This window comes from Citrobacter sp. wls829, assembly GCF_005280825.1.
GTDB classification, from domain to species: Bacteria; Pseudomonadota; Gammaproteobacteria; order Enterobacterales; family Enterobacteriaceae; genus Citrobacter; species Citrobacter gillenii.
On record NZ_SZWP01000027.1, the window covers coordinates 86,568 to 101,058 of the forward strand.

Sequence of the window (14,491 nt, forward strand, 5' to 3'; positions counted from 1 at the left end):
GCCTTAATGTAAACATCGCCCATTGTTGGGTACACTTTAAGGAACCCTTTGTGAGCCAGGTTACCAGCCTACGAAAACGACACCGATTTAACAGTCGCATGATCCGGATCGTACTGCTTATCAGCTTCCTCTTCTTCTTTGGACGCTTCGTCTACTCTGCTATCGGTGCGTGGCACCACCATCAGAACAAGAAAGAATCCCAACAGAGCAGCCTGTCGCAACAGACTTCCCCTGTTCAAATCGATAAACATTAATCGCTTAAAGACCACTTAAAGCTCTGCGCTTCAAGATTCCTTACCGGATGGCTAATCGTCTGACAGTTAACCATCCGGTAAGGGATTTGTGTTCCCTCCTGTCACTATTTTTATAACGCCACACGTCACCCCAGCCAATCAATTTTGATTTCCGCACAATTACACTATCTTTTCGCTCCTCATCACCACACTATTCACGCTGATTTTCTATGTTTCTGTTTATTGGACATAATAAACGCAAATACAGCTCAAATAGCCACTAACCAATAGTGTTAATTAATATAACTGGTGTGCACATTTATATATCAAATGTAATTGAATATTTATATGAGCCTTTTATTTTTATACATTCGACAGGGTAATACAATGCAGGGTTTTACATTATTTCCGAAAATACGAAGCGGTCTTGAGTGGATCACTGGGCACAGCGATGCAGTAATTCAATTTGGATGGAACATTGTTGCCGCCGTGATTTTACTGTTTATCGGTAAGTTCGTCTCACGGTTGCTTTCTCGCGGACTGGAGAAACTGCTGTTAAAGCGTAAAGTTGATATCACCATTATCCAGTTCTTCACTGCGTTAGTCCGCTACATCATCCTGGCATTTTTTGTCGTTGCGGCTCTGGGCCGCATCGGCATTGAAACGTCATCCATTATTGCCATCATTGGTGCCGCCGGGCTGGCCGTCGGTCTGGCGCTACAGGGATCGCTGTCCAACTTTGCGGCTGGCGTGCTGCTGGTCTCCCTGCGTCCATTTCGCGCCGGCGAGATCGTACAAATTGGTGCAGTCACCGGGACAGTCGAAAAAGTGCATCTTTTCTCAACTACCCTACTCACCGCTGATAGCAAAGAGGTGGTGATCCCTAACGGTAAAATCATCTCTGACAATATTATTAACTACTCTCGCCACCCGTTTCGTCGTATCGACCTGGTGATTGGCGTTGGCTATCAGAGTCGGATTGCAGAAGTGAAACGCGTCATTACTCATATCATCGAGCAGGATAAACGCGTTGATCAGAGTCGCGGCGTAACCGTGCGTCTGGGCGAACTTGCCGCCTCATCGCTTAACTTCTACGTTCGCGTTTGGGTGCGTAACGGCGAATACTGGAACACGTATTACGATCTACTGGAAAACATCAAAGAAGCGATGGATGCCAACCATATCGACTTGCCCTATCCGCAGATGGATATCCGTGTTCAGAACGTCCCATCACAATCACAGCCGCAGCTACAACTGGTCGATTGACTGCAAAAATAAAACACCCTCTGTAAAGACAGAGGGTGTTTGTGCGAATAGCCAGAGTAAAATCAGGCAAAGTGGCAGGTTATTATTCCCACTCAATTATTTACGGACAAAATAAGCAATTGACTGACAACAACTTTTAAGAAAAATAAAATTCCCATACCGTTTTATATACCGTCACCGGAAATCAGTGCCCCGCTTTCAGGGAGTCGTACTGTCGCTCGCATGTGAGTCCTGCAGACCGATATCGCTCAGCCTCTTCTGCTGCTGCGATGTAAGCTCCGTTGCTTTCTTCAAGCATGTCGGCGAGCACACCGATGACCTTGCTGGCTGGCGTGCCAGAGGGGAAAGATCCGGTATAGTGTTCGGCGAGTCGCTTGGTTTTGTCAAGCTCGGCGCGCAGGCCGTCAGCAGCGGTATTAGCGTGCTCAGCATCAACACGCGCCACGTCAATACGGGATTGTGCTTCACGTTCAATTTGTGTTTTCTCCTGATCACGTTGTGACCTGGCATTATCATCAGCCAGTTTCTGATCTGCCTTTGCCTGCGCATAACCGGAGTCGTACTGCCTGTCACCGTGGACGTTCCAGGCAACCACTCCGCCAGTCACTGCTGCAGGAAGCACAGCGACAATAAGCAACTGTTTCCAGTAGGCTTTGATGAAGAGGTAGATCATAAAAGAGCCTTACGTGCAGTCGCATACCGCGCGCGCCGGTCATCGATACCGTTCTGCCCGCCATTAATAATCTGCGTGACGCGCACCAGGTCGCCGGTGTACTTCATGCAGCCTTTGGTGGCGAAGAACCACGCTGCGCTTCGGGCCGCGTAGATGTCCTGTGCCAGCAGTTCAGGCTGCGCCACCAGATCCACCTTCAGGCCATTGCCGCAGTCGCGATAATTCGTCAGGCCGGTGATCTGTATGAGTCCGCGCCCCCGGTAATTCCAGCCGTCGCCTGGTCCGTTGTTCCCCATGCGTTTGCTGTAAACCAGATTGGCAATAGCACGCTGGCGCTCGAGTGGCAGCGATGGTTCACCCTGCCTGCGGCCTAATGCGTTGGCCTGCGCCTGTGTTAAGCGTCCGGCGCGAACGAAATTCGCCAGGCCAGCCACGCTGTAATTCATGCTTTCCACCAGGCGGGAGAAGCTACCGCTTTCATGCCCGGTCTGCGCAATAAACATCGCCTGATCGTCAGGTTTAATAATGCCAAACTCTTTCATGGCGGCGGTGATGTGCGGATGCCAGCGTTTAGCCAGCTCAGAATTGATCCCGGCGGCGCGTTGAAACTGAGTAATATCCATCGTCATGACCTCGACATTTTAAATATTTGCACCACGTTCCCTTTTGTCTTTATCAGGGCAGCCAGGAACACAGCTTTGATAATCACTTCAGACCAGTCCGCTGAGATGTAATAGCCGTAGAACGTCCTGATAGGGACACTGGCGGCCACGACAATTAGCAGGTAGGCCAGCCAGCCGCCCCACCACCGGTGTCGCGAGCCTTCACGGCGGAAAAGCAGAACCCGGAACGCAATGGCCCCGCAGATAAATGAATTTGCCAGCAACCAAAATTCATGACTGGTCATCGTCATGCCCCCTGATCAAATCTCTTGGGTTGTCAGAACGGTGATAAAGCCAGATTCCAATGCGTACGGCGACGATAGCGGACACGAATGCGCCAGCGGAGTAGACGATCCCGCGCTCGAAAGAATCAGCCGTAATCGTCGGAATTAGACTGGCAACACCGATGAGAATTGATGCTGTGGGCTTATAAAAAAGAAGTCCGCAAAGAAAGCTGAGAAAGGATAGAAGTAATCGCCTTTTTATAGGATACTCTACCGCAGAGGTAACAAATATTACCGCACCTGCAAGTGCGCCAAGTGCTACCTCAGGCGGAACCCCGGCCACAACCGAGGCAAGCGCACCAAGGCTTAATCCCTGATTTAACGAGTCTGCCGTAAGCGTGGTATTCATGGTAACCACCGTTTATTGTGCATGAGATCCCCCTTAGTTGGTGATCACATCATACATGATAACCCATATACGGATAATAATTACCATAAGATAAATGTGAATTTTTACGATTTGGCAGAAAGGAAGCGGAACGGTATAAACATGACGTAAGTCAAATATCAGCGACATGAATTTTTATAAAATTAAAAAACAGATAAAATAAATTTACATTTCAGCATCACTGAGAAACTTTAATGAATAACATCAGATGCCAGGCTCTGGATGGTCTTCGCGGATGGGCTGCGTTATCCGTCGTGATATATCATGCAATCCTTGCCCCTATGGTTTTTAACAGAAACGTAGGGGAATTCTTGCATCAGGATATATATTCTTTTGATTTTAAAGACTTAATCACAAGATGCGTTGTGGCTTTTTTTAATGGCGAACTGGCGGTTATTTATTTTTTCATTCTCAGTGGAGCCTTGCTGGTTAGAAGCCTTGAAATTGATTCAAAGAGAAACGGCTTTTTTTCATCATGCTTATTTTTTCTACCAAAGAGATTCTTTAGGATATATCCGGCTTTATTTTTTACGATAGCATTAATGTTTTTTTCGTTAGCAGCCATGAATTTATTAGCTCCTGAAATCTTCAAACATCAGGACTTCGAATCGGCATTAAAAAACATAGCCTTAATTCAAACCAGTTATCATGGGGCATCATGGACATTAAAAGCTGAGGTTTTAGCAGCGCCATTTATTCTTCTTTACTTCATGATCAAAGGAACAGGGAAGATAAGTTTATTAACATCAAGTATACTTTTCGCTTATTCTTTATATATTTTCCAGTATCCAACACCGGAACAAACCATGTCGCTTTTTAATCTTTGGTTTGTTTATTTTTGTGCTGGCTTTTTATGCTGGGAATTAACAAAAACAAAATTCATTAAGTTGATTGCAAAGTCTTATGTGATAATAATATTGATAATTTCAACCATGTTAGTGCGACAGTTAACATCAATGAATTCTTATAACATGTTATATGTTCAGGTTGTTTTGTGCTGCCTGGTTGTTTCAGCTTTATTTGTAACAGATAGCGGCTCATTATTTAGATTTTTAACAAGCAAGTTAAGTATCTTCCTTGGTAAGATAAGCTATAGTCTCTACTTGATTAATGTGTTATTCATGAATCTATTCATGGATGTAATGAATTACTTCAATTTCAACACTCATAATTACCTTACTTATGGTGCAATCCTTTTTGTTCTGACAATCATCCCATCAATTCCATTATCAATATGGATGGAAAAGAATATAGAAATAAAATATAACAACATTGCCAAGAGAGTCTTTTCGTTCAAGAAAAGACTCCCCGCGGATGAGGCTGTTATCCCGTAATTGCTCCGGTGGCGGGGGCAGCCCCGCTTACCAGCGTGCCATCGCTTTTCATGATATCCCTGAAGTAAACAGTGGTCGCCCCTGCTATCGAAAAATTACCTGTAGAGTTTGAATAAAGCAGACAATCCCGGAATATAGTTGATTGCTGAATAGTCGCCCCATTATTAGCAGTGACAACGCCATATGCCAGGCTTGCATAAAACTTGCAACCGGATACCACCATGCGTGACGAGCCGAGCGAAATAAAACTGTTTTGCTTAAAGGTGGCGGACCTGCAGTTTGATATGTTGATATCGGTGCAATTGATAAATGACATTCCGTTAGCACCGGCTGGGGCGGCGGAATAACCAGTAGCGAACAAATTGGCCACGTCAACAAATGAGCAGCCTGCCATAGCAAGTCCGCCCTGTGTGGCATTAGGGAATGAACTGTTAGTGATTTTGATATTTGCGCAGTTATTCGCCTTGAGACTTGTTCCGCCTGTGTGATCAGGAATAAAGTTATCTATAACAACGAAGTTTGAAGAGTCAAGCGATAGTCCATCCTGGCTACTTTGAATAGAAGTGCTGGCGCTTCCGTTAGCCGCGCAATTGAGTATGAACGCCCCTTCTGCTTTTCTTACCCTGAAATGTGGGTAGTTATAATCAACACCATCCTGACCAACGCGATCAACAGTGCATCGGTTCATAAAAAAAGATGCCCAACAGTCGTAAGTGTCAATACCGATCCCACGCTGCTTAGCCAAAGTAATGTTTTCAAAGTTAACAAATATCGCTCTGTTTGTACCATTAACGCCGTCAGATATAAACCCAAAGCAGCGCTCACCGTACATGTCACAAATTTCGACATTTGTCATCCCGGTAATATCCGTTCCCAGCAAAATTACCGGGCAATTACTCACTTGTGCGCTTCCATCAAAATTAAAACCACTTACCTTCAGGAAACTACCGGACAGTTTGAAGCAATTGACACCAGCAGCCTGAATTATTTTTGTATAATTCACGCCTTCAATATGGAGGTTATTTCGCTGGATATTAACTGTAGCTGACAGTTTATAACCGCTTGATTTATTTGGAACAATTATTTTTGATATAGAATAATCAGCAACGGCACTGTTAAATGCCGGGCTGTCGTTGGCTACTGCATTACCTTTCGCGCCAAATTGCAAAATGCTGACAACACCATTGTGTGATAATTTCCAGCGCCCACCGTCAGCGGCCACAATAACCGTCCCGCCGTTATCTGACGAAGTAGTATCTGCAGAATCAAGAAAATATGGCCCGCCGCCGCCATCTCCTTTGCTGTAGTAGCCGAGTACAAAAACACGTTGATTCCTGTAGGATTTTACGTTTTTTAGCTGGCTGATTGAGTCAACGACCCTGAAATTTCTGTCCTTCAGGTAATCGTAAAGGCTGCCGTCATCATAAAGGATGTTGTTTGTGTTAGAGGATTGCCCGGTGAACTGCTCGAAATAGGTCGAAGCCCACTCTTTTGTCACCGCATCCTGTGGATTTAAAGGATCAGCCAGGTTTGATATGCGGTTATTTTTTGCGTCGTAATAGCTTGCCAGGGTGCCGGGCTTTAAAAGAGCAAGACGTCGCCAGCCAAAACAGTCCTGAAGCAACATCGTCAGGTAATCAAACGCATCCTCATGCACTTCAGCGAAAAAGCTTCCCTGGTTCCGGAGATCGGTTTCCTGCGTTACCGGAAGTTCTCGAGATATCGAAATCTTGTAACCATTGGTAAGTGGTGATGGCAAAACAACATTTCCACCAGTGTATCCGCCAGCACCCGTAACGGTGTAATCAGTGTCAAGAATTAGTTCTGTGATGTTCTCGTGCAGGTCAACAACCTGCACCATCAAATCAGATTTATGAAAAATTCTGAAGGTATAAGGGAATGATGTAGTGACCCCGTTCCCAGTGTAATCATTGTGGTCAACCTCAGTTGAAACCGTCATGTCGTTTTCTCCAGATTGCTTTTGCGCCCGGCGCGCATGCACTCTGAATCATTGTATTACCATAAAAACCTTATATGAACCAAATGAGGAATGAACACATGTTTTATTACCTTACAGGTAATTTGCATTTCATGCTGGATAGTCCTGACATCTTCTGCTACTGTATGTTTATACAGTGATTGCATGGAGAAGAAGAGATGCAACGGCAGTATCACCATCCGCTGGAAGAAGGATTTGAGGAAAGAATACACACGCCGGTAGGCGTTAGATCCCTGGTGGAGGACTCGCATCTTATGAAGTTGCTGCGGGAACTCGATAAAGATGGCTTCAATGTTGATGGGCCACTTGCTGAACTGGTTGCGCTTGTGAATTACGTCACAAGTTCTCAAATGACTATGCAGGATCTGCAAACGCATCTCGATTACTGCGCGGAACAGTTACGCAGACAGATAACATGAGTGATTCCATAGGCTATGAGTAAATTAAAAGGTAAACAGTGCTACACTAATTAGCGCCATAAATTAGTGGCCTACACATGGAAATAAGAAATGAAAAAAGCATTAGCGGTTCTGTTTGTTCTGTTGTCTTTGGGTTCTGCTACACAGGCTTTTGCTGGAAACTGCCAGCACGACAGCGATACAGCTTCAGATGGTTCAAGATGCGGCGGGCGCTCTGCTGATTCTCGACCTGGCGGGCGTTAATAAATTAAGGCCGCTACGCGGCCTTTGTGACATGTCACGATCATACTATGACAATCCTATGTATCCTGCTACACCAGATAATATAAGAACAACTGCGACGGCAAATTCCCCATCTTCAATGATACCTTTACGGTTCATTACGCCAAGCGCGACAAGTGCCAACACAACAAGAATAAAAACAATCATTTTCGCATCCTTATTGCGGAGTAACATCCTGCGGTCGCCACCAGTATGTTTGATTAAAGTTCTTCTTCGATCTCTGCTCCACCTTGCGCAGGTAGCCAGGCGAGAAGTATTCCTGCAACTGGTTAAATATCATATGGTCAAGTGCAGCTTTTGCATACCACAGATTCGCGCCGGGAATGAGCCCCTTACCAAGTTTCACCAGATCACCGCCAGTCTGCTCTGGCTTGCCTTCAACAGCATTAAGTGGAATGCCCTGCCCCAGCTTAACCACGTCGTCCACCAGTCCGGCCACAGGGCCAAGCATGGATGCCAGAGCACCGCCACCATAACGAGTGTGATCAGACAGCAGGAAGTCGCCATATAACCCGAGGCCGCCGCCTTTCAGCAATGCTCCTAGCCAGAATTTTGGCGCGTCCTCGCCGGTCATCTCACGCGGGTTGCGCCCGGATGCCATATCGTTCAGTTGCTGCGACAGCGCACCAAGGATCGTTGTGCTGGCGATAAACGCACCGATATAGGCAGCGCGGCCACCTGCGGAAGGCATCCCCATTGCACGCGACCAGTGCCGCATGACAACCGAGATTGGGAAGCTCTTGAACAGGAACACGCTGCGCACAAGCTCGCCTTTCCAGGTTCCACGTTGCAGGCCGCCGCCGGTTATCATTTTCTCTCTGGCGCCAGGCGTGATCACCGCCATGTCAACCTCTTCCGCCACGGCCCCAAGCAACTTACGCATAGCCTCGAATTTAACCCGCTCCGGCGCGCCGAGGTGCTTCACTGCGTCGTCAGGAATACGCATGATGCTCTCCGGCGTCAGCATGGTGTTGTTGCCTTTCCCCCAGTCTTCCTGGTCTGCCAGCTTCCACACGCTGAAATCCTGCTCGGTAATGCCTTTGCTTTTCAGGATGCGAAAATCACCACCATCGAGACTGCGCAGATCCGGCGATCGTGAAACAACCTCGCCCAGGCTACCCATCATTGTGACGCCATAGGCGCGCTTGTGCGCATCTGACCATGCAGTAAGACCGCTGGCCCGCATTACTGCTGTGGCGGCCCACCGCGCTTTAGACGGTCCCATATTATCCATTGCCCAGCGGTTAACGCTGCCCAGCAGGGACTCCATCGCCAGACCGGCGCGGCGCGCGCGGGCCAGCTCAGTGCGGTTTGTCGGGTCCATCGCTTCAAGCTGGTTGCGGAAAAGCTGGTTCATCGGCAGGTTAGTGACCTTCGCCGAAAGATACATGGTGCCCAGGTCAGAGAACGACGCCAGAAGCGCGGAACCGAGTCGGCTAGCCACCAGCCAGTTGCGGATATTGTCAGACCATTGCGCGATATGAGGGTTAGCAATTGGCTGAGTTTTGCCAGAAATAAAGTTGTAAAGGCTCTCTGTACTGTTAGCCATGCGCTTCACTTGCCCGGTGCGCTGCGGGTTTACCGTAGCGGTTTCTGCTGTCACCTCATCGAGAATTGCCCGGAAAACATGATCCGGGTTTGGGCCGTAGGTTTCTACCAGCGCGATATCTTTGCTGATGCCCTCCAGATGCCCTACCATCACTTCCCACAGGGAGCGGTCACCGTACTGCCGCTGGTACTCCAGATACGAATCAGCGTCTTTAAAGTGGATCTGGCGTGACGCGTTTCCGCGATTGGCCCGCGCTCCGGACAGGCGCATACCGGAATCACTCAGTTTGTTCAGGCCGCCGGTAGCGATCGTGTTGTATGCCTCGCCGAGAAACGCCGTAACCTCCGCGTCGCTCATCAGCTGGCCATCCTCCTTGATGTAGTATTTACGGTCCAGTTTGCCGATCACGTCGCTTACCCACTGCTCGCGCGTCGCGCGCCCCACTTTTTCCATTGAGTGGTGCTGAGGAATGCCCCAGTTTTCCAGATAGCCGATATCACCACCTGCATCGTTGAACCGGCGGCGCAGTAATTCAGTAACATCAGCCCAGGCCTTTGCCCCTTTCTTCGCCTTAATGTTGCCCGTGTCCTGCCCGCGAATTTCGAACACCAGATCACGGACTCCCTTTTCATCTTCGAACAGGTGGAAAAAACGCGGATCAACGGCTTCAAACGCTTCCTGAATCTGACTCAGCGCGTAATCACGCGTGGCCTTTCCGCGCGACTCGACAGACAGGAAATTCGATTTCCCGTCAGCACTGAATGCAATGGTGCGGTTAAGCGCGCCCAGCTTCCCGTCGGTGCCCTGGTAGCCGTTAATGAATGCGTCAAGGCGCTGGCGTGCGGCAATGGTCAGCGCAACACGGCGCCGCTTAAGTCCTGCTTCCTGCTGCAATTCGTCCGCCGCCAGTTGCCCGGCGCGGCGCAGCCGTTCCGCATCGGTCATTTGTCGCCATGACGCCGGATCGTTGCGGGCAAGCTGGCGCATGTTGCGATATATGCGGTCTTCGATATTCTGGATTTCTCGCGCGGTAAGGGTGCGCTGTGCGGCCTGCTGTACTGCGTTGATACATTCCTGGCGCATGAAAATTTATCCTCTCAAAAAACATGCCACGGCCACATCAAACAGGCCTGAATCCTGAATAGCCTGCTCGTTCTCGCGTTTGGCCTCTTCCAGCACTTCACGGGCGCTGCGGGACTGCGGATTACCGTCATCATCCAGCACCGTGATCAACATATCCGGCGACGCCGCCAGTGAATCTTCCGCAAACTGAAGGTCAATGTCATGGGCGGATTGTTGGTCAACCTGAGTTAATGCGCGGGTGTTATTGAACGGTGCTGCTTCATCTGCGGTTAGCACTTCAGCAGTTTTGTAGTAGGACATGGCCTGGGTATTCAGGTCTGTTTCTGCCTGTCGGCGGCGCGCCAGTTCCGCACGCGCCTCAAACTTAGCGCCACCGGGCTCGTGGGGAGCCAGATCCGTCCTTGCAGTTTCCAGTCGAGCGGTGGTTTCAGTAATGCGTTGGTCTACCGCCCGCAGTCGTGCCTGCTTATCAGCCCTTGCCTGTGCCAGTTCTTTACCACTTCCGACAGGTTCCTCTGCCAGGATGGCAGCGCGATCAGTGTTAAGGTTATCCAGGATACGCTCACTATTGGCGATCTCAGACTGAAGCGCTTTACGCTCACCCAACGGCAATACTTGCGCCGCCTGTTCTTCCAAAATTCGTGTCTCCACGGCGCGCGAAGTCGCCCCATCTTCGGCGGTAAAAAGAGCCTCATCTATGGCTTGAGATATCAGGTTGCGCCTGCCGGGCACGGCGCTGAAATCGGCAGCCTCGGCGATGCTGGCGACGTCAACGCGATTTCCCTCACTCACATCGCGCATTGCCTTTTGCAGCGCCTGAATATGGGCGTTACGCGACAACACGTTAACCGGTACGCCTGGAGCCACGTCGAATTCAGCGTGCTGCGATGCGTTGGCTGCCAGCGCCGCATCCACATCAGCGGGCGCAAATTCCGGCGGGCGAACGGTTTCGCCACGGGCATTCATAAAACGGCCTATGCCACCGAATGCAACGCCCAGCACCGCATCGATAGCCAGCGCCTGGCGGTCAAATACATCGTACTGCGCTGCCATCTCATCATAACCGCCGCTCCGCAGCGTTGAGGCAGTGAGACCGCGCTGAGCCATGCCAAAAGCAACGTTTGTTCCGGCGGCGTAGGCGATATCCGGCGCGGCGCGGGCAGTAGCCGCCAGCACGTTCCGCGCGGCACTTTCACCGCCGCGGGCAATCTGCGCACCAATACTTTCCGCCAGCGCGCCGCCAGCGCGCAGGCCCAGGCTCATTGGGATCAGCGTGCCAGCACCGGCGGTAATACCGTGAACCAGCGCCACGTCCTGAGCCGTAGCGACGTCCACACCAGCAGCGCGGAGCCGTTCGAACTCTGAAAAGCCCTGTCCGGAGGTTACAGCAGCCGCACCAACAAGAGGCCCGCCAAGCGCAGTACCCACCACCGCCTGCGATCCCATATCAAACAGACCGTTAAGTACCTGCCCGGCGGTGCCGGTTGTGGCGACGTCTGGCGTGAGCCGCTTTACCTGTTCCTGCGCCAGCTTTCGCTGTTCGGAGATAAACTCCTGTGACGTGTCACGAACTGGCGTGTTTTCGTTGATGAACTGCGCGATCGGAGAAACAACGGTATCAACACCAGCCCAAAGCAATTGATCTGGTTTCGCCACCAGACCAGAATAAAGCCCGGACAGCGCCGCACCTCCGGCATTGTCAAAGAATCCGACATCGTTATCGCCAGATACACCAGCCGGATTTGACGCGGCGGTATCCAGTTGCTGGTTCTGATTTACCGTATTGAGCCCGAAATAACTCATTGTGGGATGCCTCCTGCAAAGCGCTGGCGCTGCTGAGTAAGGTCAAGGATTACAGGGGTTCCGTCATCTTTAAGAAGGTAGCCGGTGCCGAGCTTAATCAGGTACTGGCTATCGCCGTAACTTTGCAAACCATACTGGCCTTGCGGTGCCTTGATACCGGCTTTGACTATCTGGTTTTCCCACGCCTGGTTCACCTGCTTATCAAATTGCTCTGGAGCCATACCCCATGGAAGCAGGACGTTCCCCATTCCGTTGTAATCATAAGTACCGCCGGTAGCCACGTTGATCGCCTGCTTCCAGATGTTGTTGTCCAGCTCGCCTGAGAAATCGCCTTTCTGCGACATTACGCCAGCGTAATAATCTTTCGCCACCTCATAAGCCATCGTTGCGCCCTGGGCATCACCGGCAAAGGCATCCTGAACGGTATCGGTGAATTCCAGTCGCATATCATTCTCTTTCGGCATAACTACGCCTTTCACATCTTTGGTGCCTTTGCGTGCCGCTGCGCCAGCGAGGATCGTTTGCGATGCGGTTTCAGGGGAGACACTAACATCAGGGTTAAACCAGTTCTTTTCCGCCACCACGCCGCCCGGCTTATCCATCAGGATCCCAGCGACTGCCGCGGACGGGGCATTAACACTGATCTGCTGCAACGCAGACATGTAAACCTGACCACCGCCGGTGCTTTGCCGAATGGTGTCGAGATAGGCCGACTGTTGTGAAACTGGCGCATCACGGAAGAAAGCACCGATCTGATTAGCTTCATCTTTGGAAAAGAATGTCAGCGGCGTGCCGTATGATTTAGCCAGATCTACAGCCTGAGAAGCCCGAAGGGCTATCGTCTGGCTGAAGTTGTTCTGGTTGGTCATATCGATAGGCTTTGTTTGCCCGGAAGAAAGTGAAAACTGAATTGGGTCTGCTTTACGTTGTGCAAGAACAGTACTGGCAGCAGAGACAACGGCATCATAGGTTTGGGCGCGCGCTGCATATCCTTCACCAGTTTCACCGGTGTCTGGCTTCAGGTTTTCTACTGCCGCCTGAATGCTACTGGTCGGCATATTACGGAATGAACCAATGTATTGCCCGGCGATCTGCGTATTCCTGAACTCGGTGTAACGCAGGTTTCCTTCACGCACGCCGTACGCCGCCATAAAGTCGTTCTGCGTAGGCGCATCAGGGAAATCGACTCCGCGCATGTATGCCGCGCTGGCGTCGCGCACACGGCTGTCGATATTGGTGCGATACTCAGCCTGTTGCTGTTTGCGCATCTGATCAGCCTGACGCAGGAACGTTGCCTGAGCCTCCGGAGACGCAGCATCGAATGCGGCGTTGCCAGTGTATCGCTTGGTGCTGGTCGGCAGCGTAGAGAGGCCGATAGCTGCACTGACGCCCGTTGAAAGCTGCTGGTCGCTATATGGCTGGCTTCCGTTCTCATGATGGATGATGGCGGCGCATAGCGCTTTTAGCGTGTCAGGGTTTGATGCATCAAGCGGCTGGTCAGGCGTTACGCCGAGCTGCGCACATACCGCCTGAATATAGGCGTCGGTGTTATTATTGTCAGACGGCGGCGCCCAGCGGTTAATGATGTCGTTGACAGTATCAATGCCCTGACGCTGGTACGACAGCAGGTTGCGACCAAGCGCCCGAATTCCATGCTCTGGCGTTTCGAACTTGGCAAAGCGACCATCATCACCGGTCTGTCCTACCCACGGATTGGTTTTGCTGTACTCGAGATTGCCAGGGTTGTTGTTGCGAATTCCACGGGCGCTATCTCCTGAACCACCTTCTGATACCGCACGGCGGGAACCGGTAACCGTATCGCTCAACTCGCCATTGCTCTGAATGAACTCAATGGAGTTGTTGGCTGACCACTGTGACAGTGACGCATCAGCAACTTTCTCTTTGAACTCAATCTTTTTGGCCTGAATCTGTTCAGAACTCCAGCCATGAGCATTGCCGTAATATTCGATCTGCTGGAAAGTCTGCTGGTTGTAGAGTACATAGTTAGCATTGTCGCCGTAAGCGGCGGCAGCCAGTTTACCGTTGTTCGCCAGTGTTGCCTGGAACTGACCTTCTTCATAGGCATTAAGTTGACTTATCTCATGTCGACCAGCCTGGGTGGTGAACTGAATGCGCTGCTGCTGCGCCTGCTGCATAAAACCAGCCCTGGCACCTTCAGGAAGTGTCATCGCGATCTGCTCTGCCTGAGCATCGAACTGCTGAGTGTAAGCCTGTCCTTTGCCGAGCGCATTTTTACCCTGGAGATTCAGTAGCCCAGTATCAGGGTTAGTCAGCAGATCACTGGAAATCTGGCTGAGTTGCAGTGAGGCATCCTGAGCCTGAGCAACATCTGCGCGCTGCTTTGCCTGTGCAAAAACATCGACATATTTATCCGCAACCCCACCTAAAACATCGCCCATCTGTGGAGTATTAAATGTTTGTACCCCTGGAGACTGAAACCCACGACTTTCAACCTGACGACCAGTGACTGTTGGTACTGTTGGCATTTCGGCATC

14 protein-coding genes are annotated in these 14,491 nt (G+C 50.4%); 5 read left to right on the plus strand and 9 right to left on the minus strand.

What is annotated here, in order from left to right; genetic code table 11:
- Window positions 1-50 precede the first annotated feature (50 nt).
- Both FDW88_RS02410 and mscS read left to right on the plus strand, forming a co-directional pair.
- Window positions 51-254, plus strand: a complete 204-nt coding sequence (locus FDW88_RS02410) for a YfgG family protein (RefSeq protein ID WP_115257795.1) — start codon at window positions 51-53, stop codon at window positions 252-254.
- Window positions 255-620: 366 nt separating this feature from the next.
- Window positions 621-1,499, plus strand: coding sequence for a small-conductance mechanosensitive channel MscS (gene mscS, locus FDW88_RS02415; RefSeq protein ID WP_096756182.1), 879 nt, complete (start codon window positions 621-623; stop codon window positions 1,497-1,499).
- A 184-nt stretch (window positions 1,500-1,683) separates the two neighbouring features.
- On the opposite strand, the gene FDW88_RS02420 is transcribed toward mscS, so the two are convergent.
- Genes FDW88_RS02420 through FDW88_RS02435 form a run of 4 tightly spaced genes read right to left on the minus strand, consistent with a single transcriptional unit; the run spans window position 1,684 to window position 3,467 of the window.
- Window positions 1,684-2,172 carry a DUF2514 family protein gene (locus tag FDW88_RS02420; protein WP_137361941.1) on the minus strand — a complete coding sequence of 163 codons (489 nt, stop codon included), beginning with the start codon at window positions 2,170-2,172 and terminating at the stop codon, window positions 1,684-1,686.
- Window positions 2,169-2,795, minus strand: a complete 627-nt coding sequence (locus FDW88_RS02425) for a glycoside hydrolase family 19 protein (RefSeq protein WP_137361942.1) — start codon at window positions 2,793-2,795, stop codon at window positions 2,169-2,171. The genes FDW88_RS02420 and FDW88_RS02425 overlap by 4 nt, the downstream gene beginning before the upstream one ends.
- Window positions 2,796-2,797: 2 nt before the next feature.
- Window positions 2,798-3,079: a phage holin family protein gene (locus FDW88_RS02430; RefSeq protein WP_137361943.1), complete on the minus strand. Its 282-nt coding sequence runs from the start codon at window positions 3,077-3,079 to the stop codon at window positions 2,798-2,800.
- The gene (locus tag FDW88_RS02435; protein ID WP_137361944.1) at window positions 3,066-3,467 is read right to left on the minus strand and encodes a putative holin; all 402 of its coding nucleotides are present in this window, start codon (window positions 3,465-3,467) and stop codon (window positions 3,066-3,068) included. The genes FDW88_RS02430 and FDW88_RS02435 overlap by 14 nt, the downstream gene beginning before the upstream one ends.
- Window positions 3,468-3,700: 233 nt before the next feature.
- On the opposite strand from FDW88_RS02435, the gene FDW88_RS02440 reads away from it, so the two are divergent.
- Window positions 3,701-4,840 carry an acyltransferase gene (locus FDW88_RS02440; protein ID WP_137361945.1) on the plus strand — a complete coding sequence of 380 codons (1,140 nt, stop codon included), beginning with the start codon at window positions 3,701-3,703 and terminating at the stop codon, window positions 4,838-4,840.
- On the opposite strand, the gene FDW88_RS22645 is transcribed toward FDW88_RS02440, so the two are convergent.
- The gene (locus FDW88_RS22645; protein ID WP_249354867.1) at window positions 4,830-6,800 is read right to left on the minus strand and encodes a hypothetical protein; all 1,971 of its coding nucleotides are present in this window, start codon (window positions 6,798-6,800) and stop codon (window positions 4,830-4,832) included. The genes FDW88_RS02440 and FDW88_RS22645 overlap by 11 nt on opposite strands.
- Before the next feature lie 197 nt (window positions 6,801-6,997).
- Here FDW88_RS22645 and FDW88_RS02450 point away from each other — a divergent pair, with 197 nt between their 5' ends.
- The gene (locus FDW88_RS02450; protein WP_125112692.1) at window positions 6,998-7,258 is read left to right on the plus strand and encodes a hypothetical protein; all 261 of its coding nucleotides are present in this window, start codon (window positions 6,998-7,000) and stop codon (window positions 7,256-7,258) included.
- A 90-nt stretch (window positions 7,259-7,348) separates the two neighbouring features.
- Entirely contained in the window at window positions 7,349-7,501 is a 153-nt protein-coding gene (locus FDW88_RS02455) for a hypothetical protein (RefSeq protein WP_003838319.1), read from the plus strand.
- Window positions 7,502-7,546: 45 nt separating this feature from the next.
- Here FDW88_RS02455 and FDW88_RS22410 read toward each other — a convergent pair whose 3' ends face one another.
- The 4 genes from FDW88_RS22410 to FDW88_RS02470 are packed head-to-tail and all read right to left on the minus strand — an operon-like array spanning window position 7,547 to window position 14,482.
- Complete coding sequence (locus FDW88_RS22410) at window positions 7,547-7,687, minus strand: hypothetical protein (protein ID WP_170974149.1); 141 nt, start codon at window positions 7,685-7,687, stop codon at window positions 7,547-7,549.
- A 10-nt stretch (window positions 7,688-7,697) separates the two neighbouring features.
- A complete protein-coding gene (locus FDW88_RS02460) occupies window positions 7,698-10,172 on the minus strand; it encodes a hypothetical protein (RefSeq protein WP_137361946.1) in 2,475 nt (824 codons plus the stop codon).
- A gap of 6 nt (window positions 10,173-10,178) precedes the next feature.
- The gene (locus FDW88_RS02465) at window positions 10,179-11,975 is read right to left on the minus strand and encodes a hypothetical protein (protein ID WP_137361947.1); all 1,797 of its coding nucleotides are present in this window, start codon (window positions 11,973-11,975) and stop codon (window positions 10,179-10,181) included.
- Window positions 11,972-14,482 (minus strand): hypothetical protein, encoded by a 2,511-nt coding sequence (locus FDW88_RS02470; protein WP_137361948.1) that lies wholly within the window; start codon window positions 14,480-14,482, stop codon window positions 11,972-11,974. Before FDW88_RS02470 ends, FDW88_RS02465 begins: the two co-directional genes overlap by 4 nt.
- Window positions 14,483-14,491: the final 9 nt, after the last annotated feature.

Bases quoted from the DNA above. Each gene is read 5' to 3' on its own strand.
- FDW88_RS22645 (WP_249354867.1), bottom strand. From the start codon at position 6,800: ATGACGGTTTCAACTGAGGTTGACCACAATGATTACACTGGGAACGGG.
- FDW88_RS02470 (WP_137361948.1), bottom strand. From the start codon at position 14,482: ATGCCAACAGTACCAACAGTCACTGGTCGTCAGGTTGAAAGTCGTGGG.
- FDW88_RS02420 (WP_137361941.1), bottom strand. From the start codon at position 2,172: ATGATCTACCTCTTCATCAAAGCCTACTGGAAACAGTTGCTTATTGTC.
- FDW88_RS02435 (WP_137361944.1), bottom strand. From the start codon at position 3,467: ATGAATACCACGCTTACGGCAGACTCGTTAAATCAGGGATTAAGCCTT.
- FDW88_RS02460 (WP_137361946.1), bottom strand. From the start codon at position 10,172: ATGCGCCAGGAATGTATCAACGCAGTACAGCAGGCCGCACAGCGCACC.
- FDW88_RS02425 (WP_137361942.1), bottom strand. From the start codon at position 2,795: ATGGATATTACTCAGTTTCAACGCGCCGCCGGGATCAATTCTGAGCTG.
- FDW88_RS02455 (WP_003838319.1), top strand. From the start codon at position 7,349: ATGAAAAAAGCATTAGCGGTTCTGTTTGTTCTGTTGTCTTTGGGTTCT.
- FDW88_RS22410 (WP_170974149.1), bottom strand. From the start codon at position 7,687: ATGATTGTTTTTATTCTTGTTGTGTTGGCACTTGTCGCGCTTGGCGTA.
- FDW88_RS02465 (WP_137361947.1), bottom strand. From the start codon at position 11,975: ATGAGTTATTTCGGGCTCAATACGGTAAATCAGAACCAGCAACTGGAT.
- mscS (WP_096756182.1), top strand. From the start codon at position 621: ATGCAGGGTTTTACATTATTTCCGAAAATACGAAGCGGTCTTGAGTGG.
- FDW88_RS02440 (WP_137361945.1), top strand. From the start codon at position 3,701: ATGAATAACATCAGATGCCAGGCTCTGGATGGTCTTCGCGGATGGGCT.
- FDW88_RS02450 (WP_125112692.1), top strand. From the start codon at position 6,998: ATGCAACGGCAGTATCACCATCCGCTGGAAGAAGGATTTGAGGAAAGA.
- FDW88_RS02430 (WP_137361943.1), bottom strand. From the start codon at position 3,079: ATGACCAGTCATGAATTTTGGTTGCTGGCAAATTCATTTATCTGCGGG.